This is a genomic window from Stenotrophomonas sp. STM01, assembly GCF_014852135.1.
In the GTDB taxonomy this organism is placed as follows: Bacteria; Pseudomonadota; Gammaproteobacteria; order Xanthomonadales; family Xanthomonadaceae; genus Stenotrophomonas; species Stenotrophomonas capsici.
Map to the genome: position 1 here is coordinate 254,714 of NZ_JACVBA010000003.1, position 23,266 is coordinate 277,979.

The following is a 23,266-nucleotide window of genomic DNA, read 5'->3' on the forward strand; positions in this document are numbered from 1 at the left end:
TGAGTAATCCATGCCGAAAGGCCAAAGCTCCCTCATCCGGCGCTCCGCACCACCTTCTCCCGCATGCGGGAGAAGGAAGCGCCTGCCGACGTATCGTGTAGCTGGATGGCAGGGAGGCCGCTCAAAGCCCCTCTCCCGCATGCGGGAGAGGGGTTGGGGTGAGGGCAGGCTTTGAATAATCCATGCCGAAAGACCAAAGCACCTTCATCCGCTGCACTGCACCGCCTTCGCGCGCGTGGGAGAAGGGGGAGTCTCTCAGCCAGCCAACTTTCCATAGACGCTGAAACCCGTCAGCCACAGCCCCAGGATGCTGCCAAGGTTGGTCAGCATGAAGGTCAACGTGATGCGGGTGACGCGGTTGCGGTACCAGCCCTTCAGGGTCTGCGCGTCGTCGCGCAGTTGCAGGAAGTCCTGGTAGGTCGGCTTGCGCAGCCGGGTTTCCACCAGTGCGGCGAATGCACCGGTCGGGATGCTCAGGCGGAACGGCTTGAAGGGGGCCACCGCGATGGCGGTGAGGATGCTTAGCGGGTGGCTGCCGGCGAGCAGGGCGCCCAGGCCGGCCAGGCCGCCGGTGTACAGCGCCCAGATCGCCAGCATCTGCGCGCCCATGTTCATGCCACCCTTCCAGAAGCCGATGCCGATGCCGGCCAGCACCACCGCGAGGATGGTCAGCGTGATCCACGGGATGTTGCGCTTCCTGGGCACCGATTCGAGCTGCTCGCGCAACTGCGCCGGCGGCTCGTTGTCGGTTTCCAGATAGCGGGCCAGGCCGGCCAGATGGCCGGCGCCCACCACGGCGAGCACGTTGCGCTGCGCGCTGTCGTGCTCCTGGCGCAGGCGGGTGGCCATGTAGCGGTCGCGCTCGCCGATGATGGTCTCGTACAACGCCGGGCTTTCCTTGGCGAACTCGCCGAAGCTCGACTCGAGCATGTCGCCCTGCTTGAGCTTCTCAATCTCGTCCTCGCCGACGTCCTCGGACGAGAACAATCCGGCCCCCAGGCCGGCGATCAGCTTGATCTTGCCAAAGAAGCCCAGTCGCTGCGAAACACGGCGGAAGGTCAGCCCAACGTCGCGGTCGATCAGGTGCACCGGCAGGTCGTTTTCCTTGGCCAGTGTCACCGCACGCTTGAGCTCGGCGCCCGGTTCGATGCCCAGCTGGTCGGCGAGGCGGCGCTGGTAGGCGGCCAGGGCGAGGTTGGCCGCGAACAGGGCCACGCGGCCCTTGCGGATGACCTCGACCAGGTCCAGCTGCGCCATCGCATTCGGGTTGGTCAGTGCGACCAGGCGTTGCGGATCCAGCTCGACCGCGACCGCATCGAACTGGCCGCTGCCGATGGCTTCTTCCACTGCCTGTACGCTGGCCAGCGAGACGTGGGCCGTGCCGAGCAGGGTGTAGCGCACGCCGTCGCGTTCGACGATGCGGACCGGCTGGCCGGCAAGCAGTTCAGTGCCGGCGTGTTGCGAGGAGTCGTTCATTGCGTCATTCATTGGAGGGGGCACTGTCGGTGCCGTCGCCGAGGGCGCGTTGCATCTGCACCGTGTCCAGCCAGCGGCCATGCTTGCGGCCGAGCCCGCGGAAGATACCGACCAGGTGGAAGCCGAAACGTTCGTGCAGCTTGATCGAGGCGGTGTTGGTGGGTTCACCGATCACCGCCACCATCTGCCGGTAGCCGCGCGCGGTGCAGGCATCGATCAACGCCTGCATCAGCGCGCTGCCCACGCCCTTGCCCTGGAAGCGACCATCGACGTAGACCGAGTTTTCCACCGTCCACTGGTAGGCAATGCGGGCACGGTAGCTGTTGGCATAGGCATAGCCGGCGACCTGGTCGTCGATGGTGGCGACCAGGTAGGGGTAGCCGCGCGCGGTGATGTCGGCCATGCGCCGTGCCATCTCCACTTCGTCCGGCACCTCGTATTCGTAGGTGTTGACCAGTTCTTCCACCTCCGCCGCGTAGATGGCGGTGATGGCGGGGATATCGGCCGGGGTGGCCGGACGCAGCTGCAGGCTCACGGGCACCCTTGGGTCAGTCGATGTAGCGCTTGAGCAGGTCGCCGTAGGCATCGATGCGGCGGTCGCGCAGGAACGGCCAGATGCGGCGGACGTGTTCGCTGCGCTGCAGGTCGACGTCGCAGACCAGCAGGGTCGGCTCGGTGCCGGCTTCGGCCAGGAACTCGCCCTGCGGGCCGAGGATGTGGCTGTTGCCCCAGAAGTCGATGCCCGAGGCGCCCAGTGGCGAGCGCTCGTGGCCGACGCGGTTGCAGCTCAGCACCGGCAGGCCATTGGCCACGGCGTGGCCGCGATGGCTCAGCACCCACGCATCGCGCTGGCGGTTCTTCTCGTCCTGCACGTCGTCCGGGTCCCAGCCGATGGCGGTGGGGTAGAGCAGCAGGTCGGCGCCGGCCAGCGCCATCAGGCGCGCGGCTTCCGGATACCACTGGTCCCAGCACACCAGCACGCCGAGGCGACCGACCGAGGTGTCGATCGGCTTGAAGCCGATGTCGCCCGGGGTGAAGTAGAACTTCTCGTAGAAGCCCGGGTCGTCGGGGATGTGCATCTTGCGGTACTTGCCCAGCAGGGTGCCGTCCTTCTCGAAGACCACCGCGGTGTTGTGGTACAGGCCGGCGGCGCGGCGTTCGAACAGCGAACCGACGATCACCACGCCGTGCTTCTTCGCCAGCGCGCCCAGGCGTTCGGTGCTCGGGCCGGGGATCGGCTCGGCCAGGTCGAACTCGTCTACCGATTCGTGCTGGCAGAAGTACGGGCCGTTATGCAGCTCCTGCAGCAGCACCAGCTTCGCACCCTGCGCGGCGGCCTCGGCCACGCGTGCTTCGATCACTGCCAGGTTGGCAGCGGCATCGCCGTGGTTGCGCTCCTGGACCAGGGCGACGGTAAGGGGGCTGCGCGCGTTCATGTGATGCGGATCCTGCGGTGGAAAACGCGCATGTTAGCGCGGATGCGCAGGCGCGACGTGGTGGGGGCTGAACGACTTCGGGCAGCGTGCGGCCGGGTGTTGTCCGGCGGCTTTCCGCGTGTTCAAGGTGATCGGAGGAGCCGGGCATGGCCGGGCTCCTCCGCGGCCGGCTCAGTGCTTGAGCAGGCCGGCCGGCAACTGCATGGTGATGCAATGCAGGCTGCCGTTCTGCCAGATCAGCGAGCGGCAGGGGACCTGCACGATCTCGCGACCCGGGAACGCCTGCATCAGCACGTCGCGCGCGGCATCGTCGGCCGCGTCGCCATAGGCTGGCATCAGTACCGCGCCGTCGATGATCAGGAAGTTGGCGTAGGAGGCCGCCAGGCGGCGACCTTCGTCCAGCACCGGTTGTGCCCACGGCAGCGGGAACAGGCGGTAGGGCTGTCCATCGGCGGTGCGCAGTGCGGCCAGCTCTGCACCCATGGCCTGCAGTTCGGCGTAATGCGAGTCCTGAGGGTCATCGCAGTTCTGGTAGACGATGCTGTCGGCCGAGGCGAAACGGGCGAGGGTATCGACGTGGGCGTCGGTGTCGTCGCCTTCCAGGTAGCCGTGGTCCAGCCACAGCACGCGGTCCTGCTGCATCCACTGCGCCATGTCCGCGCCCAGCGAGGCACGGTCACGCTCCGGGTGGCGCTCATGCAGGCACTGCCAGGTGGTCAGCAGGGTGCCGGCACCGTCGGTGTCGATCGCGCCGCCTTCCAGGGCGAACGGAATGCTGCGGACATCGGCCTTGGCGTTGAACACACCGGCGCCGTGCAACACGCCGACCAGCTGGTCGTCGAGGCTGGCGTCGAACTTGCCGCCCCAGCCGGTGAAGCGGAAGTCCAGCAGCTGGAAGCTGCCGTCGGCGCGGGTGAGGGTGATCGGGCCGGAGTCACGCAGCCAGGTGTCGTCGTACGGCGCGGTGACGAACTGCACGCGCGCCATGTCGATCCGGTTCGAGCGCAGGCGCATCTCGGCGTAGGTCTCGACGTCGTCATCGGCCACGCAGATCAGTACCGGCTGGAAGCGGGTGATGGCGGCAACCAGCGCGATATAGGTTTCTTCGACCTCGGCCAGGCGCTCGGCCCAATCGGTGTCGGCGTGTGGCCAGGCGATGAGGACGCCGGACTGGGATTCCCATTCGGCCGGGAAGCGGAGCGTGTCGTTCATTTCTTCCTGCAGTTTCAGGGCCCGACGCACTGGCGCGGGCGTAGGCGGCGACCGATGACCGGCACCGGCCGCCGGGACAAGGGTCAGCGGATCGGCGGCTTGGGCCCGACTTCACCGGGGCTGGCCTGGTTGGCCACCACGTCGATGACGCGCTGCCGTTCGAAATACACGGTGAACGCCGGGTAGACCCAGCGGTTGATGGTCGGCCACTGGCGCTTCTGGCCGCCACGCGGCTCCAGCCGCTCCTGCGGTGCGCCGAAGCGGGCTTCCACCTGCTGCGCGGTGTCGCCGCGTGCCGGCAGGGCGCCGGCCGGCTTTTCCTGGGCGCGGTCGATGAGCAGGGTGTCGGCCATCGCGGCCGGTGCCCCGCCCAGCAGGGTGGTCAGGGTCAGTGCTTGGAACAGTTGCTTCATGGTCGCTTCTCCCCAGAGGACAAGTGGCGATTACAGCAAAAAACGGCGACGAAAAACCGGCTTGGCGTCGTTTGGTTGCGCTGGAACACGTCTTTGCCGGAAGCCGGATGCAAAAAACCGCCCGAAGGCGGCTTTTTGCGGATTCCGGCGGCCTTGCGGCGACCGGTGCTGGCCTAGGCCAGTTGGCTCAGCGCTGGCGAGCCTTGAAGCGCGGGTTCGACTTGCAGATCACGAAGATCTTGCCGCGACGGCGAACGACCTTGCAATCGCGGTGACGAGCCTTCGCCGACTTCAGGGAGGACAGGACTTTCATGGCATACCTCGGCGGATAACTGTTGGGAATCTCAGGAGCGCGGCCGCGGATATGCAGGATGACGCTCGTTCAAGCCCGCCATTCTACCGGGCATTTCCATGCGCGTTCAAGTGGTTGCGGCAAATCGGGCCGCGGGGCGTCCGCGCGGGGCGTTAGAATAGCGCGATTCCCGTTCAGACTCAGGCAGCCACATGAGCCAGCTCCCCCCCGTTCTCACCATCGATGGCCCGTCCGGGGCCGGCAAGGGCACGGTCAGCCGCATCGTCGCGCGCCGCCTGGGCTGGCACTACCTGGATTCGGGCGCGCTGTACCGGGCGGTGGGCGTGGCGGCGAGCTGGGCCGATATCGACACCTCCGATGCCTCGGCGCTGGTGCGTTGCACCTTCGATACCCGGGTTCAGTTCGCTGAACAGGGTGAAAGCCTGCGCGTGCTGGTCAACGGTACCGACGCCACCGATGAGTTGCGGCTGGAGACCACCGGCGCGCTGGCCTCGGCGATCGCGGCCATCCCGGAGGTGCGTGCGGCGCTGAAGGAGCGCCAGCGCGCATTCAGGGCCGAGCCGGGCCTGGTGGCTGACGGGCGCGACATGGGGACGGTGATCTTCCCGGATGCCCCATTCAAGGTCTTCCTGACCGCCAGCGCCGAGGAACGTGCCAGTCGTCGGCATAAGCAGTTGAAAGAAAAAGGGGTTTCGGTTAACTTTGATGACCTCCTGCGCGAGATCATGGCCCGCGACGCCCGTGATGCACAGCGCGCAGTGGCGCCCCTGAAGCCGGCCGAAGACGCCGTCTTCATCGACACCAGCGGAATTGGCATCGACGACGTCGTTGCCAAGGTGCTGGATCTGGTCCCCGCAACGGGCCCGTGATCCACGCAGTGTTGAGTGTGGCCAGTGCACCGGCCGCAGTCGCGAAGAGAAGTTGCAACAACCCCGCTGCGCAATGGTGCGTGGTGGGCTTTTCCATTCACACGGCCGCCTGCATGGGGTCGTACAACAGGCTGGACAGTCCGGGTTTCCGCAACGAATCCGCTGTCCGTGTGTTCAACTGAGTAAATCCAATGACCGAATCATTTGCAGAACTGTTTGAAGCCAGCCAGGCCAACCTGGCCAAGCTGAAGCCCGGCGCCATCGTTGTCGGTACCGTCGTTGACGTCCGCGGCGACGTGGTCGTGATCAACGCCGGCCTGAAGTCCGAAGGCATCGTGCCGATCGAACAGTTCCGTAACGACGCTGGCGAGATCGATGTGGGCGTGGGCGACCAGGTGAAGGTCGCGCTGGACTCCATCGAGAACGGCTTCGGCGAAACCGTCCTGTCGCGCGAGAAGGCCAAGCGCGCCATGGTGTGGGACGAGCTGGAAGAAGCGTTGGAAAAGAACGAAACCATCACCGGCCGCATCAGCGGCAAGGTCAAGGGTGGTTTCACCGTGGACATCAAGGATGTCCGCGCGTTCCTGCCCGGTTCGCTGGTCGATGTGCGCCCGGTGCGCGACCCGGCCTACCTGGAAGGCAAGGAGCTGGAGTTCAAGCTCATCAAGCTCGACCGCAAGCGTAACAACGTGGTCGTTTCCCGCCGTGCAGTCGTCGAGAGCGAGCATTCGGAAGAGCGCGAGCAGCTGATGGACAAGCTGCAGGAAGGCGCGATCCTGAAGGGTGTCGTCAAGAACCTGACCGACTACGGCGCGTTCGTGGACCTGGGCGGCATCGACGGCCTGCTGCACATCACCGACATGGCATGGAAGCGCGTGCGCCATCCGTCCGAAGTCGTGAACGTCGGCGACGAGCTGGACGTGCGCGTGCTGAAGTTCGACCGCGAGCGCAACCGCGTTTCGCTGGGCCTGAAGCAGCTGGGCGAGGATCCGTGGGACAACATCTCGCGTCGTTACCCGGCCAACAGCCGCGTGTTCGGCAAGGTCTCCAACGTGACCGATTACGGCGCGTTCGTCGAGATCGAGCCGGGCGTCGAAGGCCTGGTGCACGTGTCCGAGATGGATTGGACCAACAAGAACGTCAACCCGTCCAAGGTCGTGCAGGTCGGTGACGAAGTCGAAGTGATGGTGCTGGACGTGGACGAAGAGCGTCGCCGCATCTCGCTGGGCATGAAGCAGGTTGCCGCCAATCCGTGGGAAACCTTCGCCGCCATCCACAAGAAGGGCGACAAGGTGTCGGGCCAGATCAAGTCGATCACCGACTTCGGCATCTTCATCGGCCTGGACGGCGGTATCGACGGCCTGGTGCACCTGTCCGACATCAGCTGGAACACCACCGGCGAAGACGTGGTCCGCAACTTCAAGAAGGGCGACACCCTGGATGCCGTCGTGCTGGCGGTTGATCCGGAGCGTGAGCGCATCTCGCTGGGCGTCAAGCAGCTGGAGCAGGATCCGTTCGGCCAGTACATGGCTGCCAACCCGAAGGGTTCGAAGGTCGAAGGCGTCGTGAAGGAAGTTGACGCCAAGGGCGCGACCATCGAGCTGGCTGACGGCATCGAAGGCTACGTGTCGGCACGTGACGTCGCCAACGAGCGCGTCGACGACGCCACCCAGTTCCTGAAGGTCGGCGACAAGGTCGAAGCCAAGTTCGTGGGCATGGACCGCAAGGGCCGCACCCTGCAGCTGTCGATCAAGGCCAAGGACGATGCTGAAATGCGCGAAGTGCTGGAGGAATACCAGTCCTCTTCGGGCGGCACCACCCAGCTGGGTGCCCTGCTGCGCGCGCAGTTGAATGGCAACAAGTCCGAGTAATAATCGGACATCCTTGTTGTAGATGTATCTGGGCGGCCCGGACGATCAGTCCGGGCCGCTTCAGGCTAGAGAACCAGCCATTGGCGAGTACGCAATGACCAAATCCGAACTGATCGAAATCCTCGCGCGCCACCAGGCGCACCTGAAGGCCGATGATGTCGATCTGGCGGTGAAGTCCTTGCTGGAAATGATGGGGGGTTCGTTGTCCTCCGGGGATCGCATCGAGATCCGCGGTTTCGGGAGTTTTTCCCTGCATTACCGCCCGCCGCGCCTGGGTCGCAACCCGAAGACGGGTGACTCGGTCGCATTGCCGGGCAAGCACGTGCCGCACTTCAAGCCAGGCAAGGAATTGCGCGAGCGCGTCAGTTCCGTCATCCCGCTGGAAAGCGATCCCGCCTGAGCCTGCCCGGTTCCTGCTGCGAATTCATGTGCTGATTCGGTAAGCTACCGGCTCTTGTTATCGGAGCAGACGGCGCCATGAAGATTTTTCGTTTAGTGCTCCTGCTGGCCGTCCTCGTCGGAGGACTGGTGATTGGTTCGCTCAACTCGCAACCCATCCAGATCAGCCTGGCCTTCTGGATGCTCAAGACCACCTCCGGGGTGGCAATCATCGCCTCGCTGTTGCTCGGCGCCCTGGTGGGCGGCGGCATGGTGATGGCAGGCCTGGTCGTGCCGATGTACGCCAAGCTGCGCCGTGCCAACAAAGTGGTGGCTGCAGCCAACGCGGCGGCAGCACCGGCCGAAACGACGCAATCCCCTTCTCCTTTCGACGGGCGCTGATCGCAGATGGAATTCATCAGTGAGTGGTTCTGGTTCTTCCTGTTCCTGCCGCTTGCCGCGCTCAGCGGCTGGGTCGTGGGCCGCCGTGGGGGGCAACGGCATAGCGAGAACCAGGTCAGCCGGCTTTCCAGCACCTATTTCCGTGGCTTGAATTACCTGCTCAACGAGCAGCCGGACAAGGCCATCGAGCTGTTCCTGCACATCGCCGAACTGGACAAGGAAACCTTCGAGACGCAGGTGGCGCTGGGGCATCTATTCCGTCGTCGTGGCGAGGTCGATCGCGCCATCCGCCTGCATCAGGGCCTGGTCAACCGCAATGACCTGAGCGATGCGCAACGTGTGCAGGCATTGCTTGCCTTGGGCGAGGACTACATGAAGTCCGGCCTGCTTGACCGCGCCGAAACCGTGTTCACCGACCTGGCCAGGCTGGACCAGCGTGCGCCGCAGGCGCTCAAGCACCTGATCAGCATCTACCAGGCCGAGCGCGACTGGGAAAAGGCGATCGAGAACGCCACCCGTTACGAGCAGGTCACCGACGAACCGATGGGCAAGCTGATCGGGCAGTTCGAATGCGAGCTGGCCGAACGCTATCGCGCCGCGGGCCGTCTGGAGGATGCGCGCGCGGCGATCAACCGCGCCAATGCGGCGGATGCGATGAGCGTGCGTGCCGGCATCATCGAGGGCCGCCTGGAGAGCGACTTCGGCAATGACGAAGCCGCGGTGCGTGCGTTCGAGCGTGCGGCACGCAATGACCCGGACTACCTGCCGGAGATCCTGCCGCAGCTGTTGAAGAACTACCGGAATGTCGGTGATCTGGCTGGCGCGCGTGCGTTCCTCGCTGAGATGACCGAGCACTACCGCGGCATCGCGCCGGTGCTGGCGCTGACCCGCCTGATGGAGGAGCAGGAAGGCACTGCGCCTGCACGCGCCTATCTGGGACGACAGCTGAAGGATCGTCCTTCGGTGCGCGGTGAGTCCGCGCTGATCGACCTGACCCTGGCCGAGGGCGCTGACCCGGTTGCCACGCTGCAGGACCTCAAGCACATCACCGACCAGTTGCTGGTCCGCAATCCGGCCTATCGCTGCACGCGTTGTGGCTTCGGTGCAAGGACGCACCACTGGCAATGCCCGAGCTGCAAGGAGTGGGGCACGGTCAAGCCGCTGCTGAACTTCGCGGTGCTCTGAACCGTGCCGATGCCGTTCGTACTTCTGCCGCTGGCGACGCTGGCGCTGGCGGCATGGGTGACCTGGCTGGCCATCCACTATGCGATCCGTCGTCGATTGGTCGATCTTCCCGGCGAGCGGCGCAGCCACCAGGTCACCACGCCACGCGGTGGCGGGGTCGGGATCGTTGCATCGCAGGTGTTTGCCTGTTCCGTTCTGGCTTTCCTGTACCCCGCTTACGCGTTCGCGTTGCCGGTCTTCGCGGCGGGGCTGCTGTTGGTGGCGGGAATCGGCTGGTGGGACGATCATCGGCCACTTCCCGCGCTACCACGGTTGGGTGTTCACCTGCTTGCATCGCTGATGCTGGGCGGGGTGGTGCTGGTGGCGACCGGCGACCCGTTGAAGGCGGCGTTCTGTGCCTTCCTCGCGGTGTCGCTGATCAACATCTGGAACTTCATGGATGGCATCAACGGCTTGGCCGCCAGTCAGGCGGCGCTGGTCGGCATCGGGGTGGCAGTGCTCTTGCCCTGGCCCCTGGGGGTCGCGGGCGCAGTGCTGGCGGCCGGTTGCCTGGGGTTTCTCCCGTTCAACTTCCCGCGTGCCCGGATCTTCATGGGGGATGTGGGCAGTGGCGCGCTGGGCTACCTCGTAGCCGGTTTGCTGGCACTGGGCATGTGCACGACAGTGCTGGCCCCGCCGCTGTGGCTGGTATTGCCGTCGGTGTTCCTTGTTGATGCGGGGTTCACCTTGTTGGCGCGGATACTCAAAGGCGAGCGCTGGATGCAGCCACACACCCAGCATCTGTATCAGCGGTTCGTGAAACGTGGCCGAAGTCACGCCATTGTCACGGTCATGTACGCCAGTCTTACGCTGTCGGGAGTGGCATTTACGGTATTCTTTTCAAGCCTTCCCCTAGGTTGGGGATGGGCAGGGGGATTGGGCTGGGGGGCTGCGCTTGCAGCCGCCTGGGGTTTCCTGCGCATCGGGCTTTTCAATAAGGACGACGACTGAATGGCATCCTGGCATGATCGATTCCCCGGTAGTGGTCTGCGCTATGCGGTGATGTTCCACGATCTGGTCATGGTCTGGCTGGGGTGGCAGCTGCTGTTTGCCGCGCGCTACGCGATGCTGGACAACGCGCCTGACCAGCCGCTGTTCTCGCTGGACGTGCTGGCCGTGGTGGCGATACAAGGAATCGCGTTCTGGAAGGTCGGCCTTTATCAAGGCCTGTGGCGTTTCGCCAGCGTTGCCGACCTGATCAATATCTTCAAGGCGAGCTTCATTGGCCTGCTGGCCATCGTTGTGCTGTTCACCTACCGGCGGCTTCACGGTATTCCGATCTCCGTATTGGTGGTCTATCCGTTTGCGCTTTCAGCGCTGCTGGGCACGCCGCGGTTGCTGTACCGGGCCTGGAAGGACTACCAGTCCGTGCATTCGGATGCGCGGGCACGTCGCGTACTGGTCATCGGTGCGGGGCAGGCGGCAGAAGGGCTGATCAAGGACCTGCGTCGCTCAGGCGACTATGAGCCCGTTGGCTTGGTGGATGATTCCAGTCATCTGAAAGGGGCGAAGCTGCATGGTGTGCCGATCCTTGGCAAGATCGATGACTTGGTCTCGGTTGCCCGGGAGACCAGCAGCAAACTGCTCGTGATTGCCATTCCAACCATCGATGCCGCCGGCATGCAGCGCATCGTGGGCTTGTGCGAGCGGACCGGGTTGCCGTTCCGGACCGTGCCGCGGTTGAACGATATCCTGGAGGGCAGCTCGCTTCCTGGTGAACTCAAGGAAGTGGCCATCGAGGACCTGCTGGGCCGCAAGCCGATCCTGCCCGACTGGGAGCTGATCCGCGGTTGGCTGCGGGGACGCACGGTGCTGGTGACCGGTGGCGGTGGTTCGATTGGTTCGGAGCTGTGCCGGCAGTGCGCACGGCACGGTGTTACCCGTGTCGTCGTGCTGGAAATCAGCGAACTGCTGATGATCAACATCCAGGCCGAGCTGCGGCGCAATTTCCCGGACCTGGATGTGCAGGGGGTGTTGGGCGATTGTGGCGATCCGGCCGTGATCCGCCATGCCTTGCGTACCTTCCGTCCCGATACCGTGTTTCATGCGGCCGCCTACAAGCAGGTGCCGTTGCTTGAGGATCAGCTGCGCGAGGCGGTGCGCAACAACACACTGGCAACCGAGTGCGTGGCTTCGGCCTGTGCGGAAGCCGGAATCGAGAATTTCGTGTTGATCTCCACCGACAAGGCGGTGGATCCGGTCAACGCCCTCGGCGCGAGCAAGCGCTACGCCGAAATGATCTGCCAGAGCCTGAACAAGCGCGCGCCATCGACCCGCTTCGTCACCGTCCGCTTTGGCAACGTGCTCGGTTCGGTCGGTAGCGTGGTGCCGTTCTTCCGTGAGCAGATCCGCAAGGGGGGGCCGGTGACGGTCACCCATCCGGACGTCAGCCGCTACTTCATGACGATCCCGGAAGCCTGCCTGCTGATCCTGCAGGCGGCCGCCTCGTCCTCGCGTGGCGCCATCTACATGCTGGATATGGGCGAGCCGGTGTTGATCCGTGACCTGGCCGAGCAGATGATCCGGCTGGCCGGCAAGGTGCCCGGCGCGGACATCGCTATTGTCTACACGGGCCTGCGTGCCGGTGAGAAGCTGCACGAGAGCCTGTTCTACCACGATGAAAACTGCCAGCCGACCGTTCATCCCAAGGTGATGGAGGCCGGCGTGCGTGAGTTCTCGCCTGACCTGGTGCTTGGCAACGTGGCGGCGCTGCGCAAGGCCATTGCTTCCTATGATCTCGAGGCAATGCAGCAGATCCTGACCACCACCATTCCCGAGTTCAAGCCGATCGAGGAGCCGGGAATGCACAGCACCTCGGCCAAGGTCGTGCCGTTCCCCACCAAAGAAGCTGGAAGGATTCATTGATGAGTGTTCGTATCAAGAAGGCGGTGTTTCCCGTGGCGGGCCTGGGGACGCGCTTCCTGCCTGCGACCAAGACCGTGCCGAAGGAGATGCTGCCGATCATTGATCGTCCGTTGATCCAGTACGCGGTGGATGAAGCCATCGAGGCCGGTTGCGATACGCTGATCTTCATCACCAACCGCTACAAGCATGCGGTGGCCGATTATTTCGACAAGGCTTACGAGCTGGAGCAGAAGCTCGAGCGCGCGGGCAAGACCGAGCAGTTGGAGCAGATCCGCCATGTACTGCCCAAGGGCGTGCGCGCGGTGTTCGTGACCCAGACCGAGGCGTTGGGCCTGGGGCACGCGGTGCTGTGTGCCAAGCCGATCGTCGGAGATGAGCCGTTCGCAGTCCTGTTGCCGGACGACCTGATCTGGAATCGTGGCGACGGCGCACTCAAGCAGATGGCCGATCTCAATGAGGCATCGGGGGCCAGCGTCATCGCGGTGGAGGACGTGCCCCACGAGAAGACTGGCAGCTACGGCATCGTCGCCACTGACAAGTTCGACGGGCGCAAGGGGCATATCACCCAGATCGTCGAGAAGCCCAGGCCGGAGGACGCGCCGAGCGACCTGGCCGTGGTCGGCCGCTACGTGCTGAGCCCGAAGATCTTCGAACTGCTCGAGTCCACCGGGACCGGAGCGGGCGGGGAAATCCAGCTGACCGATGCGATCGCGCAGTTGCTCACCAGCGAGCAGGTAGATGCCTATCGGTTTGAGGGCACCCGCTTCGACTGCGGCACGCATCTGGGGCTGGTCGAGGCCACGGTCCGTTTCGCGCTGGAGAACCCGAAGCTGGCCGGCCCTGCGCGCGAAGTCATGCAGAAGATGCTGGCCGAGTAAGCCCCGCGCTTGCAGGGCGTCGACCTTCAAGGTTGACGGGCAGAAGGGCAGCCACTGGCTGCCCTTCCTGCTTTCTGCATCACGCGAAGCATCAGGGCGTGGGGTTCAAGGCATCACGTCGATGCGCACAAAAAGGGCGGCCCGCGGGCCGCCCTTTCGGCGTCATCCGGCGCGTGGGATTACAGCGACTCGAAGATGCCGGCAGCACCCATGCCGGTACCGATGCACATGGTGACCATGCCGTACTTCTGCTGGCGGCGACGCAGGCCGTGCAGGATGGTCGCGGTACGAATCGCGCCGGTGGCACCCAGCGGGTGGCCCAGGGCGATGGCGCCACCCAGCGGGTTGACCTTGCTCGGGTCCAGACCGCAGTCGCGGATGACCGCCAGCGACTGTGCGGCGAAGGCTTCGTTGAGCTCGATCCAATCCAACTGGTCCTGGCTCAGGCCGGCCTGCTTGAGCGCCTTCGGGATCGCGGCGATCGGGCCGATGCCCATCACTTCCGGGCGCACGCCGGCCACCGAGAAGCTGACGAAGCGGGCCAGCGGGGTCAGGCCGTAATCCTTGATGGCCTGCTCGGAGGCCAGTAGCACCGCGCCGGCACCGTCGCTCATCTGCGAGGAGTTGCCGGCAGTGACGGAGCCGCCGAACTGGCCGTTGCGGAACACCGGACGCAGCTTGGCCAGGCCTTCTGCCGAGGAATCAAGGCGCGGGCCTTCGTCGGTGTCGGCGAGCTTGTTGCGGGTGATGATGCGCTTGCCATCGGCCAGGTCGGGCAGGTGCGAGATGATCTCGTAGGGACTGATCTCGTCCTTGAACTCGCCGTTCTGGATCGCGGCGATGGCCTTCTGGTGCGAGGCCAGGGCGAAGGCGTCCTGGTCTTCGCGCGAGACCTTCCATTCCTCGGCGACCTTCTCGGCGGTGATGCCCATGCCGTAGGCAATGGCGGTGTGGTCGTTGTCGAACACGCTCGGCGCCATCGCGATCTTGTTGCCCATCATCGGCACCATCGACATCGACTCGGTGCCGCCGGCCAGCATCAGGTCGCTGTTGCCCAGGCGGATCTGGTCGGCGGCCATGGCCACGGCCTGCAGGCCGGAGGAGCAGAAGCGGTTCACCGTCTGCGCGGCGATGGTGTTGGGCAGGCCGGCCAGCAGCACGCCGATGCGCGCCACGTTCATGCCTTGCTCGGCTTCGGGCATGGCACAGCCGATGATGGCGTCGTCGATGCGGTTGACGTCCACGCCCGGGGCCTGGGCGACCACGCTCTTGAACACGTGGGCGAGCATGTCGTCCGGACGGGTGTTGCGGAACATGCCCTTGGGCGCCTTGCCAACCGGGGTGCGGGTGGCGGCGACGATGTAGGCGTCCTGGATTTGCTTGGTCATTGCAGTGATCTCTTCAATAGGTGTGAGCGTGAGGGCGGGCGAGGGCGACGCCGTGGCGTCGCGCCTGAAGCACGCTCACTCAGTTCCGCAGCGGCTTGCCGGTGGTCAGCATGTGCGCGATGCGGGCCTGGGTCTTTTCCTGCTGGGCCAGCTCGACGAAGTGCTTGCGCTCCAGGGTGAGCAGCCACTCTTCGTCCACCAGCGTGTTGCGGTCGACCTTGCCGCCGCACAGCACGGTGGCGATGCGCTCGGCGATCTCATAGTCGTAGGGGCTGATGAAGCGGCCTTCGAGCATGTTGACCAGCATCATCTTGAAGGTGGCGATGCCCACGTCGCCGGCGACGCGGATGCGGCGTGCCGGCAGCGGCGGACGGTAGCCGCCCTCGGCCAGCGCGGTGACCTCGGCCTTGGCGATGTGCAGCAGCTCGAAGCTGTTGAACACGACCTTGTCGGTACCGCGCATCAGGCCCAGTTCCTTGGCGTTGACCGCCGAGTTGGAAACCTTGGCCATGGCCACGGTTTCGAAGGTCTTCTTCAGTTCGGCGAACACGTCGCCGTCGGCACCGGCGGCCTGCGAGGCGCGCACGGCGATTTCCTTCAGGCCGCCACCGGCCGGCAGCAGGCCGACGCCGGCCTCGACCAGGCCGATGTAGCTTTCCAGCGCGGCAACCGACTTGGCCGCATGCATCTGGAACTCGCAACCGCCGCCCAGGGCCAGGCCGCGCACCGCGGCCACCACCGGCACGGTGGCGTACTTGATGCGCTGGCTGGTGCGCTGGAAGTTGGCGACCATTGCCTCGAACTCGGCGATCTTGCCGGCCTGCAGTGCGCCCAGCGCACCGGACAGATCGGCGCCGGCGGAGAAGGGCTCCTTGTTCTGCCAGATCACCACGCCCTTGAACTGCTTCTCGGCCAGGCCGATGGCGTGCTGGATGCCGTCCAGCACCTGGTCGGAGACGGTGTTCATCTTGGTCTTGAAGCTGATGACGCCGATGCCGTCACCGTCGGTCCACAGGCGGATGCCGTCGTTCTCGAACACGGTCTGGCCCGGGGCGAACTTCTCGCCGAGCAGCGCATCGGGGAAGCGCTGGCGCTGGTACACCGGCAGCGACGAGCGCGGCACCAGTGCATTCTGCGACGGGCTGTAGCTGCCTTCGGCGGCATGCACGCCGTCGCGGCCGTCCAGCACCCAGGCTGGCAACGGGGCATTGCTCATGCTCTTGCCGGCGGCGATGTCCTCGGCGATCCACTGAGCCACCTGCTTCCAGCCGGCGGCCTGCCAGGTCTCGAACGGGCCCAGCGACCAGCCGTAGCCCCAGCGGATGGCCAGGTCCACGTCGCGCGCGGTTTCGGCGATGTCGGCCAGGTGGTAGGCGCTGTAATGGAACAGGTCGCGGAACGTCGCCCATAGGAACTGGGCATGCGGGTGCTGGCTCTCGCGCAGCTTGGCGAACTTCTCGGCCGGGTTCTTGATCTTCAGGATCTCGACCACTTCCGGTGCGGCGGTGCGGTCGGCCGGACGGTAGTCCTGCTTTTCAAGGTCGATGACCAGGATGTCCTTGCCGACCTTGCGGAAGATGCCAGCGCCGGTCTTCTGGCCCAATGCCCCCTTGCCGATCAGCGCGCCCAGCCATGCCGGGGCGGCGAAGTACTTGTGCCACGGGTCGTCGGGCAGGGTGTCGCCCATGGTCTTGATGACATGCGCCATGGTGTCCAAACCGACCACGTCGGAGGTGCGATAGGTCGCCGACTTCGGGCGGCCGACCAGCGGGCCGGTCAGCCCGTCCACTTCGTCGAAGCCCAGGCCGAACTGCTGGGTGTGGTGGATGGTGGACAGGATCGAGAACACGCCGATGCGGTTGCCGATGAAGTTCGGGGTGTCCTTGGCGTACACCACGCCCTTGCCCAGGTTGGTGGTCAGGAAGGTTTCCAGGCCTTCCAGCACCGACTTGTCGGTGGTCTTGGCCGGGATCAGCTCGGCCAGGTGCATGTAGCGCGGCGGGTTGAAGAAGTGCACGCCGCTGAAGCGGTGGCGCAGTTCTTCCGGCAGCACGTCGGCCAGCTTGTTGATGCCCAGGCCGGAGGTGTTGGAGGCCAGCACCGCGTGTTCGTTCACGAACGGGGCGATCTTCTTGTACAGGTCCTGCTTCCAGTCCATCCGTTCAGCGATGGCCTCGATGATCAGGTCGCAGTCGCGCAGCTGCTCCAGGCCCGAGTCGTAGTTGGCGGGGGTGATGGCTTCGGCCAGCGACTTGGACGCCAGCGGTGCCGGGCTCAACTTGCCCAGGTTGGCGATGGCCTTGAGCACGATGCCGTCGGCCGGACCTTCCTTGGCAGCCAGGTCGAACAGGACGGTGTCGACGCCGGCATTGGTCAGGTGGGCGGCGATCTGCGCACCCATGACGCCTGCGCCCAGGACGGCGGCGCGGCGGACAAGCAGGGAATTGGACATATCGATAAACCTTTGGTCTGCGATGACGGGTGGATCAGGTAAGGGACGAATCCGGCGTACGTGCGCTTGCACGGAAACCGGCTTCAGCGAAATGGATCAGTTCCTGCGCGGCCTTGCTGCGGTGGGCGGCCTCGCTGATGTTGTGCGGGCGCTTGATCAGGCCGAAATCGGCCATGGCGTAGGTGAGCGCGCCGGCCAGGAAGTCCAGGCGCCAGTACAGCTCTTCCTTGCTCAGGCCTGGCACGCAGGCACCGATGGCCTTGCCGAACTCGCGCAGCACGTGGCCGTAGTGGTCGGACAGGAACTTGCGGAGGTTGTCGTTCTTCTCGGCGTAGGCGCGGGCGATCACGCGGACGAAGGCGCCGCCGCTCTGGCGGTCCTGGGCCAACGCCAGCGCCGGCTCGACGAAGGCCGCCAGCACCGCGCGCAGGTCGCCGGGCTGGCTGCTGCGGGCCTGTTCCAGCTGGCCCAGGCGGGCGGCGGTCATCTCGTCCATGCGGCGGCGGAACACTTCATTGACCAGGTTTTCCTTGGACCCGAAGTGGTAATTGACCGCCGCGATGTTTACGTCCGCGTGACTGGTGACCTGGCGCAGCGAGGTGCCGGCGAAGCCGTGCTGGGCGAACAGTTCCTCGGCCGCGCCGAGGATGCGGTCCTTGGTGGAGAAGCTGGCAGGTTTGCCCATGGCGGTCACAATCAATCAAACGATTGTTTGGATCCTACGCCCGGCCGGGCGCCTTGGTCATGCTGCGACGCAACATCATTCACGTGGCGCTGTGCAAAGGGCCGGGGCACCCGGTAGAATTAGCCACCGCAATTCAGGCTAAGCCCGCGTCCGCACGCGGGTTTTTTTCATGTACCCTCGGGCCGACCGGCCCTGAACAACCGGAGAATTCCCATGGCGCTGGAGCGCACCCTTTCCATCATCAAGCCCGACGCCGTTGCCAAGAACGTGATCGGCGAGATCTACGCCCGCTTCGAAAAGGCCGGCCTGAAGGTCGTGGCCGCCAAGTACAAGCAGCTCTCGCGCCGTGAAGCCGAAGGCTTCTACGCCGTGCACCGCGAGCGTCCGTTCTTCAACGCTCTGGTCGAGTTCATGATCTCCGGCCCGGTGATGATCCAGGCCCTGGAAGGCGAGAACGCCGTGCTGGCGCACCGCGACCTGCTGGGCGCCACCAACCCGAAGGACGCTGCCCCGGGCACCATCCGCGCCGATTTCGCTGATTCGATCGACGCCAACGCCGCCCACGGTTCGGATTCGGTCGAGAACGCCGCCATTGAAGTGGCCTACTTCTTCGCCGCCACCGAAGTGGTTTCGCGCTAAGCAGTAAAGAAGGTTGAAGCCGTGAACGAGGTCGTACAGACACCCGCCATCCAGCCGCTGCCGAAAACGGCGCCGACCGCTGGCAAGCAGAACCTGCTCGACCTTGATCGCGCGGGCTTGGAAAAGTTCTTCGTCGAGACTCTCGGCGAACAGAAGTTCCGTGCCCACCAGGTGATGAAGTGGATCCACCACCGCTACGTCACCGATTTCGACCAGATGACCGACCTCGGCAAGGCGCTGCGCGCCAAGCTGCATGCCCATGCCGAGGTCGTCGTCCCCAATGTCGTGTTCGACAAGCCCTCCGCCGACGGCACCCACAAGTGGCTGCTGGCGATGGGCGTGGATGGCAAGAACGCCATCGAGACCGTCTACATCCCGGACAAGACCCGCGGCACGCTGTGCGTGTCCTCGCAGGTCGGTTGCGGCCTGAACTGCACCTTCTGCTCGACCGCTACCCAGGGCTTCAACCGCAACCTGACCACCGCCGAGATCATCGGCCAGGTATGGGTGGCCGCCCGCCACCTGGGCAACGTGCCGCACCAGATGCGCCGTCTCACCAATGTGGTGATGATGGGCATGGGCGAGCCGCTGATGAACTTCGACAATGTCGTGCGCGCCATGAGCATCATGCGCGATGACCTGGGCTACGGCCTGGCCAACAAGCGCGTGACGTTGTCCACCTCCGGCCTGGTGCCGCAGATCGATCGCCTCTCGGTCGAGAGTGACGTATCGCTGGCCGTGTCGCTGCACGCGCCCAATGATGAGCTGCGCGAAACGCTGGTGCCGCTCAACAGGAAATACCCGATCGCCGAGTTGATGGCGTCGTGCGCGCGCTACCTGCGCGGCAACAAGAAGCGCGATTCGGTGACCTTCGAATACACCCTGATGAAGGGCATCAACGACCAGCCCGAGCACGCCCGCCAGCTGGCGCGCTTGATGCGCCAGTTCGACAACGCGGTGCAGGCCAAGGATTCGGGCAAGGTCAACCTGATCCCGTTCAATCCGTTCCCCGGTACCCGCTACGAGCGTTCGGACGAGGAGCAGATCCGTGCCTTCCAGAAAATCCTGCTCGACGCGCAGGTGCTGACGATGGTGCGCCGTACCCGCGGTGACGACATCGACGCGGCCTGCGGCCAGCTCAAGGGCCAGGTGATGGACCGCACCCGCCGCCAGGCCGAATTCAACCGTCTGCTGGAAGCACAGGAAAACGGGGATGCGCGGGCCTGACCGGCTGCTCCTGCTGGCGGTCGTGGCGCTGCTGCTGGCCGGCTGCGGCGAGCGCAATGCGCGGATCGGCAAGATCAAGGGGTACAAGCCGGTCGCGCCGGTGTACGAGGTGCGCGATGACGCGCAGACCCGCAAGCGGATGAAGTACGACGAGCTGCTGGGCGTGGCCGGCGATCGCTTCGGTCGCGGTGATCTGGAGGATGCCCAGAAGTTCGCCCGTTCCGCCCAGAAGCTGGACGCCTCGCGCCCGGAAGCCTTCACCGCGCAGGCGCTGGTGGCCTCGCAGCGCGGCCAGGACGAGGAGGCCGGCGCGCTGTACCGCAAGGCCGCCGAGCTGGCGCCGACCCAGGGCGCGGAGCTGAACAATTACGGCGTCTGGCTGTGCTCGCACGGGCATCCGGCCGAGGCGCTGGTCTGGTTTGACCGTGCCCTGGCCGACGCCAACTACGGCTCCCGGGCCGAGGCGTTGGCCAACGCCGGTGGCTGTGCGCTCGATGCCGGCCAGAACGAGCGCGCCGAGGACAACCTCCGCCAGGCGCTGGCGTCGGCGCCGAACAACGCCTACGCGCTGGAATCGATGGCGCGCAACGAGGTCCTCCATGGGCGCTATTTCGAGGCCCGGGCCTTCTACCAGCGGCGTTTGGCGGCTGCGCCGGCCACGGTTTCCGTGTTACAACTTGCCATTCAGATTGAAGAGCGGCTGGGCGACAGGAGTGCCGTCGGTCGATTCCAACAGCGGTTGCGCGAAGAGTTCCCTTCGGACGCGGCCTCGAAATCCCAGGGCTGATGCATTGTGATCAATGATCCGGATGTAAGCGCTTTCGAAAGTGCGGTGGGATGTGGTGAGCGGCTCCGCAAGGCGCGCGAGGGTGCCGGGTTGTCGCTCGAAGCGGTTGCCAGTCAGTTGAAAATGCCCATTCAGGTTGTGTCCGCGCTGGAGTCCGAGCAGTGGGATCGCCTGGGGGCGCCGGTGTTCGTCCGTGGCCAGCTGCGCAGCTATGCGCGCCTGCTGAAGGTGGACCTGGGGCAGTTGCTGGAGCAGGCGCGGATCGCGCCGGTCGAGCCGCCCAAGCTGGTCAGCCATACCCATACCCCGCCGATGAAGCGGATGGCCGAGAACCTGGGCCGCCGCGCGGTCTACGTGGTCATCACCGCCGTGCTGGCCGTGCCGATCTGGTACGTGGTCAGCAGTACCACCCGCAGCGCGCCGCCCAGCACCGCGTCGCTGGACGTGGTGCCGCCCGCCGCCACGACGGTTGCCGCTGACCCGGCGAGCGCCGCCGCGTCGCCGGCTGCCGCGCCGGTGCCGTCCGCGGCACGGCAGGAAGGCCCGTACCTGGCCTCGATGGCGCCCATTGCCCGGCCCGCCGCGGCGGCCTCGGCGCTGACGTTGAACTTCAAGGGCGACAGTTGGGTCAACATTTCCGCACCGGACGGTGCCACGGTCGAGAAGGCCCTGGTCCGCGCTGGTGAAACCCGTAGCTTCAACGCCGGCCAGGTCGGGCACATGGTGCTCGGCAATGCGGCCGAGGTTGAGGTCCAGCAGGCGGCCGGGAGCGTCGATTTGACGCCCTACAAGCGCGGTAATGTCGCCCGCTTTACGGTATCCTCTGACGGTTCCGTGGCGCCGGTTTCACCCTGAGGCAAGGCGCCGATCAATACAACAAGGCTCCCCGGCAGGGTGGGCGAGAGTACGCATGGCGATTGACGACCTGCTCGACGAGCACGAACAAAGCGAACGTGTCCGCACGTGGCTGCGCAAGAATGGCGCCGGAATCTTCGGCGGAGTGGTACTCGGCATCGGCGCCATCGCCGGCTGGCAATGGTGGCAGAAGGACCAGGTCGGCAAGCTGGCTGAAGCCAACGTCCGCTATGAGGCGGTGACCCGCAGCCTGCAGTCCAGCAAGCTGGACGAGGCGGCCAAGGAAGTCGCTGCGCTGGAAGGCGGCAAGGCCGGCATCTACGCCGACCTGGCGTCGCTGGAGCTGGCCAAGGCCCAGGTCGAGGCGGGCAAGAACGACGACGCGATCAAGACGCTGCGCGCGCTCAAGACCGAAGGCGAGTTCAAGACGCTGATCGACCAGCGCATCGCGCGATTGCTGATCGAGACCGGCAAGGCCGGCGAGGCGCTGACCCTGATCGGCAACGCCGAGGACAGCGCCAGCCTGGAGATCCGCGGCGACGCCCAGGTCGCGCAGGACAAGCGTGATGAAGCGCGTGACCTCTACACCAAGGCATTGGCCAAGCTTGACGTGGCTGCACCGCAGCGCCGCCTGCTGGAAACCAAGTTGATGGATGCCGGCGGCACGGTGGCCGATCCTGCGGCGGAGAAGATCTGATGAAGCTCAAGTATGTTGCAGGCGTGGTGCTGGTCGCGATGACCCTGACCGGTTGCTCGACCGTCAAGGGCTGGTTCGCGGGCAAGGACGCGGCGGCCAAGAAGGCGCTGGAACCGGCCGAGCTGGTCAAGTTCGAACCGAGCGTACGGGTCGACCGCATCTGGTCGACCGGCGTGGGCAAGGGCGAGGGCCGCATCGGCGTGCGTCAGGCGCCGCTGGTGCACGATGGTCGCGTCTATGCCGCGGCGGTGGAAGGCGGCGTGCATGCGCTGGACCTGCAGAGCGGCAAGGAGATCTGGAAGTACGTCCCGGCCAAGGAAAAGAAGCAGCCCAAGCTGCGTCTTTCCGGTGGTCCGGGCGCGGGTGACGGCCTGGTCGTGATCGGCACGCTGGACGGGCAGGTGATTGCCCTGGATGCGGCCAATGGCAGCGAGAAGTGGAAGGCCAAGGTGCCGGGCGAAGTGATCACCGCGCCGGCCGTCGCGCAGGGCCTGGTGTTCGTGCGCAGCAACGATGGCCGTACCACCGCTCTCGACGCCGCCACCGGCGAGCAGCGCTGGTTCAATTCGCAGGAACTGCCGACGCTGACCGTGCGCGGCAACGCGCCGGTGGTGACCGGCCCGGGCGTGCTGTTCATCGGCAACGACGACGGCACCCTGAGCGCGCTGGCCATGCAGGACGGCCGCCCGCTGTGGGAACAGATGGTCGGTACGCCGGAAGGCCGCACCGAGCTGGAGCGCATGGCCGACGTGGACGGCGCACCGGTGCTGGAAGGTAATACGCTGTATGTCACCAGCTTCAAGAACGAGACCATGGCGATCGAAGGCCCGACCGGCCGTCCGCTGTGGTCGCGTGACCATGGTGGCGCTGGCGGCGTGGCGATTTCGTCGGGCAACGTGGTGGTGACCGACGGCAAGGGTACGGTTTACGGCCTGGACAAGAATTCCGGTTCGGCCATGTGGTCGCAGCAGGCGCTGGCGCGTCGCTCGGTCACCGGTGCCGCCATCCAGGGCGACTACGCCGTGGTGGGGGACTACAAGGGATACGTGCATTGGTTGCGGCTGAGTGACGGTGAGCTGGCCGCGCGCGCGAAGAGTGGCGGTGACGCCCTCCTGGCGCAGCCGGTCGTCGCCGACGGCATCCTGCTGGTGCAGAACGTTGATGGAAAGCTGACCGCATTCCGGTTGGCCCAATAAGGA

24 protein-coding genes are annotated in these 23,266 nt (G+C 65.5%); 15 read left to right on the top strand and 9 right to left on the bottom strand.

Features of this window, described 5'->3' with window-relative positions; genetic code table 11:
• Positions 1-255: 255 nt before the first annotated feature.
• From IB227_RS15370 to IB227_RS15390, 5 genes are all read right to left on the bottom strand, one after another.
• Positions 256-1,488, bottom strand: coding sequence for a TraB/GumN family protein (locus IB227_RS15370; RefSeq protein ID WP_192288106.1), 1,233 nt, complete (start codon positions 1,486-1,488; stop codon positions 256-258).
• Positions 1,481-2,011, bottom strand: coding sequence for a GNAT family N-acetyltransferase (locus IB227_RS15375; RefSeq protein ID WP_192288107.1), 531 nt, complete (start codon positions 2,009-2,011; stop codon positions 1,481-1,483). The genes IB227_RS15370 and IB227_RS15375 overlap by 8 nt, the downstream gene beginning before the upstream one ends.
• A 13-nt stretch (positions 2,012-2,024) precedes the next feature.
• Entirely contained in the window at positions 2,025-2,912 is an 888-nt protein-coding gene (locus IB227_RS15380) for a carbon-nitrogen hydrolase (RefSeq protein ID WP_192288108.1), read from the bottom strand.
• A gap of 171 nt (positions 2,913-3,083) precedes the next feature.
• Entirely contained in the window at positions 3,084-4,124 is a 1,041-nt protein-coding gene (locus tag IB227_RS15385) for an agmatine deiminase family protein (RefSeq protein ID WP_192288109.1), read from the bottom strand.
• 83 nt (positions 4,125-4,207) lie between these two features.
• Complete coding sequence (locus IB227_RS15390) at positions 4,208-4,537, bottom strand: hypothetical protein (protein ID WP_192288110.1); 330 nt, start codon at positions 4,535-4,537, stop codon at positions 4,208-4,210.
• Between IB227_RS15390 and IB227_RS15395 the strand changes: the two genes are divergently transcribed.
• Positions 4,520-4,714, top strand: coding sequence for a hypothetical protein (locus tag IB227_RS15395; protein ID WP_192288111.1), 195 nt, complete (start codon positions 4,520-4,522; stop codon positions 4,712-4,714). The two genes, IB227_RS15390 and IB227_RS15395, sit on opposite strands and share 18 nt — an antisense overlap.
• Positions 4,715-4,724: 10 nt before the next feature.
• Here the strand turns inward: IB227_RS15395 and ykgO are convergent, their stop codons facing one another.
• Positions 4,725-4,850, bottom strand: coding sequence for a type B 50S ribosomal protein L36 (gene ykgO / locus IB227_RS15400; RefSeq protein WP_005409283.1), 126 nt, complete (start codon positions 4,848-4,850; stop codon positions 4,725-4,727).
• A gap of 191 nt (positions 4,851-5,041) precedes the next feature.
• On the opposite strand from ykgO, the gene cmk reads away from it, so the two are divergent.
• From cmk to galU, 8 genes are all read left to right on the top strand, one after another.
• Positions 5,042-5,719 carry a (d)CMP kinase gene (gene cmk / locus IB227_RS15405; RefSeq protein WP_192288112.1) on the top strand — a complete coding sequence of 226 codons (678 nt, stop codon included), beginning with the start codon at positions 5,042-5,044 and terminating at the stop codon, positions 5,717-5,719.
• A gap of 191 nt (positions 5,720-5,910) precedes the next feature.
• Positions 5,911-7,590, top strand: a complete 1,680-nt coding sequence (gene rpsA / locus IB227_RS15410; RefSeq protein ID WP_132862826.1) for a 30S ribosomal protein S1 — start codon at positions 5,911-5,913, stop codon at positions 7,588-7,590.
• 94 nt (positions 7,591-7,684) lie between these two features.
• On the top strand, positions 7,685-7,990 hold the full coding sequence (locus IB227_RS15415) for an integration host factor subunit beta (RefSeq protein ID WP_132866053.1): 306 nt from the start codon (positions 7,685-7,687) through the stop codon (positions 7,988-7,990).
• 77 nt (positions 7,991-8,067) lie between these two features.
• Positions 8,068-8,370, top strand: a complete 303-nt coding sequence (locus IB227_RS15420) for a lipopolysaccharide assembly protein LapA domain-containing protein (RefSeq protein ID WP_132862827.1) — start codon at positions 8,068-8,070, stop codon at positions 8,368-8,370.
• A gap of 6 nt (positions 8,371-8,376) precedes the next feature.
• Positions 8,377-9,555 carry a lipopolysaccharide assembly protein LapB gene (lapB, locus tag IB227_RS15425; RefSeq protein WP_192288113.1) on the top strand — a complete coding sequence of 393 codons (1,179 nt, stop codon included), beginning with the start codon at positions 8,377-8,379 and terminating at the stop codon, positions 9,553-9,555.
• Between the two features lie 9 nt (positions 9,556-9,564).
• A complete protein-coding gene (locus tag IB227_RS15430) occupies positions 9,565-10,545 on the top strand; it encodes a glycosyltransferase family 4 protein (protein WP_192288114.1) in 981 nt (326 codons plus the stop codon).
• Positions 10,546-12,459 (top strand): nucleoside-diphosphate sugar epimerase/dehydratase, encoded by a 1,914-nt coding sequence (locus tag IB227_RS15435; protein ID WP_192288115.1) that lies wholly within the window; start codon positions 10,546-10,548, stop codon positions 12,457-12,459.
• The gene (gene galU, locus IB227_RS15440; protein ID WP_192288116.1) at positions 12,459-13,337 is read left to right on the top strand and encodes a UTP--glucose-1-phosphate uridylyltransferase GalU; all 879 of its coding nucleotides are present in this window, start codon (positions 12,459-12,461) and stop codon (positions 13,335-13,337) included. The genes IB227_RS15435 and galU overlap by 1 nt, the downstream gene beginning before the upstream one ends.
• Positions 13,338-13,516: 179 nt before the next feature.
• Here the strand turns inward: galU and IB227_RS15445 are convergent, their stop codons facing one another.
• The 3 genes from IB227_RS15445 to IB227_RS15455 form a co-directional block, all read right to left on the bottom strand.
• Complete coding sequence (locus IB227_RS15445; protein WP_192288117.1) at positions 13,517-14,725, bottom strand: acetyl-CoA C-acyltransferase; 1,209 nt, start codon at positions 14,723-14,725, stop codon at positions 13,517-13,519.
• Between the two features lie 79 nt (positions 14,726-14,804).
• Positions 14,805-17,177 carry a 3-hydroxyacyl-CoA dehydrogenase/enoyl-CoA hydratase family protein gene (locus tag IB227_RS15450; RefSeq protein ID WP_192288118.1) on the bottom strand — a complete coding sequence of 791 codons (2,373 nt, stop codon included), beginning with the start codon at positions 17,175-17,177 and terminating at the stop codon, positions 14,805-14,807.
• 34 nt (positions 17,178-17,211) lie between these two features.
• Positions 17,212-17,862: a TetR family transcriptional regulator gene (locus IB227_RS15455; RefSeq protein WP_132862833.1), complete on the bottom strand. Its 651-nt coding sequence runs from the start codon at positions 17,860-17,862 to the stop codon at positions 17,212-17,214.
• Between the two features lie 213 nt (positions 17,863-18,075).
• On the opposite strand from IB227_RS15455, the gene ndk reads away from it, so the two are divergent.
• The 6 genes from ndk to bamB are packed head-to-tail and all read left to right on the top strand — an operon-like array spanning position 18,076 to position 23,263.
• A complete protein-coding gene (gene ndk, locus IB227_RS15460) occupies positions 18,076-18,501 on the top strand; it encodes a nucleoside-diphosphate kinase (protein WP_108749396.1) in 426 nt (141 codons plus the stop codon).
• 21 nt (positions 18,502-18,522) lie between these two features.
• Positions 18,523-19,728 (top strand): 23S rRNA (adenine(2503)-C(2))-methyltransferase RlmN, encoded by a 1,206-nt coding sequence (gene rlmN, locus IB227_RS15465; RefSeq protein WP_192288119.1) that lies wholly within the window; start codon positions 18,523-18,525, stop codon positions 19,726-19,728.
• Entirely contained in the window at positions 19,715-20,515 is an 801-nt protein-coding gene (pilW, locus tag IB227_RS15470; RefSeq protein ID WP_192288120.1) for a type IV pilus biogenesis/stability protein PilW, read from the top strand. The genes rlmN and pilW overlap by 14 nt, the downstream gene beginning before the upstream one ends.
• Positions 20,516-20,521: 6 nt before the next feature.
• Complete coding sequence (locus tag IB227_RS15475) at positions 20,522-21,370, top strand: helix-turn-helix domain-containing protein (protein ID WP_192288121.1); 849 nt, start codon at positions 20,522-20,524, stop codon at positions 21,368-21,370.
• Between the two features lie 55 nt (positions 21,371-21,425).
• Entirely contained in the window at positions 21,426-22,067 is a 642-nt protein-coding gene (locus tag IB227_RS15480; protein ID WP_192288122.1) for a tetratricopeptide repeat protein, read from the top strand.
• Positions 22,067-23,263, top strand: coding sequence for an outer membrane protein assembly factor BamB (gene bamB / locus IB227_RS15485; RefSeq protein ID WP_192288123.1), 1,197 nt, complete (start codon positions 22,067-22,069; stop codon positions 23,261-23,263). Before IB227_RS15480 ends, bamB begins: the two co-directional genes overlap by 1 nt.
• Positions 23,264-23,266 lie beyond the last annotated feature (3 nt).

Bases quoted from the DNA above. Each gene is read 5' to 3' on its own strand.
- IB227_RS15370 (WP_192288106.1), bottom strand. From the start codon at position 1,488: ATGAATGACGCAATGAACGACTCCTCGCAACACGCCGGCACTGAACTG.
- IB227_RS15380 (WP_192288108.1), bottom strand. From the start codon at position 2,912: ATGAACGCGCGCAGCCCCCTTACCGTCGCCCTGGTCCAGGAGCGCAAC.
- IB227_RS15385 (WP_192288109.1), bottom strand. From the start codon at position 4,124: ATGAACGACACGCTCCGCTTCCCGGCCGAATGGGAATCCCAGTCCGGC.
- IB227_RS15390 (WP_192288110.1), bottom strand. From the start codon at position 4,537: ATGAAGCAACTGTTCCAAGCACTGACCCTGACCACCCTGCTGGGCGGG.
- ykgO (WP_005409283.1), bottom strand. From the start codon at position 4,850: ATGAAAGTCCTGTCCTCCCTGAAGTCGGCGAAGGCTCGTCACCGCGAT.
- cmk (WP_192288112.1), top strand. From the start codon at position 5,042: ATGAGCCAGCTCCCCCCCGTTCTCACCATCGATGGCCCGTCCGGGGCC.
- rpsA (WP_132862826.1), top strand. From the start codon at position 5,911: ATGACCGAATCATTTGCAGAACTGTTTGAAGCCAGCCAGGCCAACCTG.
- IB227_RS15415 (WP_132866053.1), top strand. From the start codon at position 7,685: ATGACCAAATCCGAACTGATCGAAATCCTCGCGCGCCACCAGGCGCAC.
- IB227_RS15420 (WP_132862827.1), top strand. From the start codon at position 8,068: ATGAAGATTTTTCGTTTAGTGCTCCTGCTGGCCGTCCTCGTCGGAGGA.
- lapB (WP_192288113.1), top strand. From the start codon at position 8,377: ATGGAATTCATCAGTGAGTGGTTCTGGTTCTTCCTGTTCCTGCCGCTT.
- IB227_RS15430 (WP_192288114.1), top strand. From the start codon at position 9,565: ATGCCGTTCGTACTTCTGCCGCTGGCGACGCTGGCGCTGGCGGCATGG.
- IB227_RS15435 (WP_192288115.1), top strand. From the start codon at position 10,546: ATGGCATCCTGGCATGATCGATTCCCCGGTAGTGGTCTGCGCTATGCG.
- galU (WP_192288116.1), top strand. From the start codon at position 12,459: ATGAGTGTTCGTATCAAGAAGGCGGTGTTTCCCGTGGCGGGCCTGGGG.
- IB227_RS15445 (WP_192288117.1), bottom strand. From the start codon at position 14,725: ATGACCAAGCAAATCCAGGACGCCTACATCGTCGCCGCCACCCGCACC.
- IB227_RS15450 (WP_192288118.1), bottom strand. From the start codon at position 17,177: ATGTCCAATTCCCTGCTTGTCCGCCGCGCCGCCGTCCTGGGCGCAGGC.
- IB227_RS15455 (WP_132862833.1), bottom strand. From the start codon at position 17,862: ATGGGCAAACCTGCCAGCTTCTCCACCAAGGACCGCATCCTCGGCGCG.
- ndk (WP_108749396.1), top strand. From the start codon at position 18,076: ATGGCGCTGGAGCGCACCCTTTCCATCATCAAGCCCGACGCCGTTGCC.
- pilW (WP_192288120.1), top strand. From the start codon at position 19,715: ATGCGCGGGCCTGACCGGCTGCTCCTGCTGGCGGTCGTGGCGCTGCTG.
- IB227_RS15480 (WP_192288122.1), top strand. From the start codon at position 21,426: ATGGCGATTGACGACCTGCTCGACGAGCACGAACAAAGCGAACGTGTC.
- bamB (WP_192288123.1), top strand. From the start codon at position 22,067: ATGAAGCTCAAGTATGTTGCAGGCGTGGTGCTGGTCGCGATGACCCTG.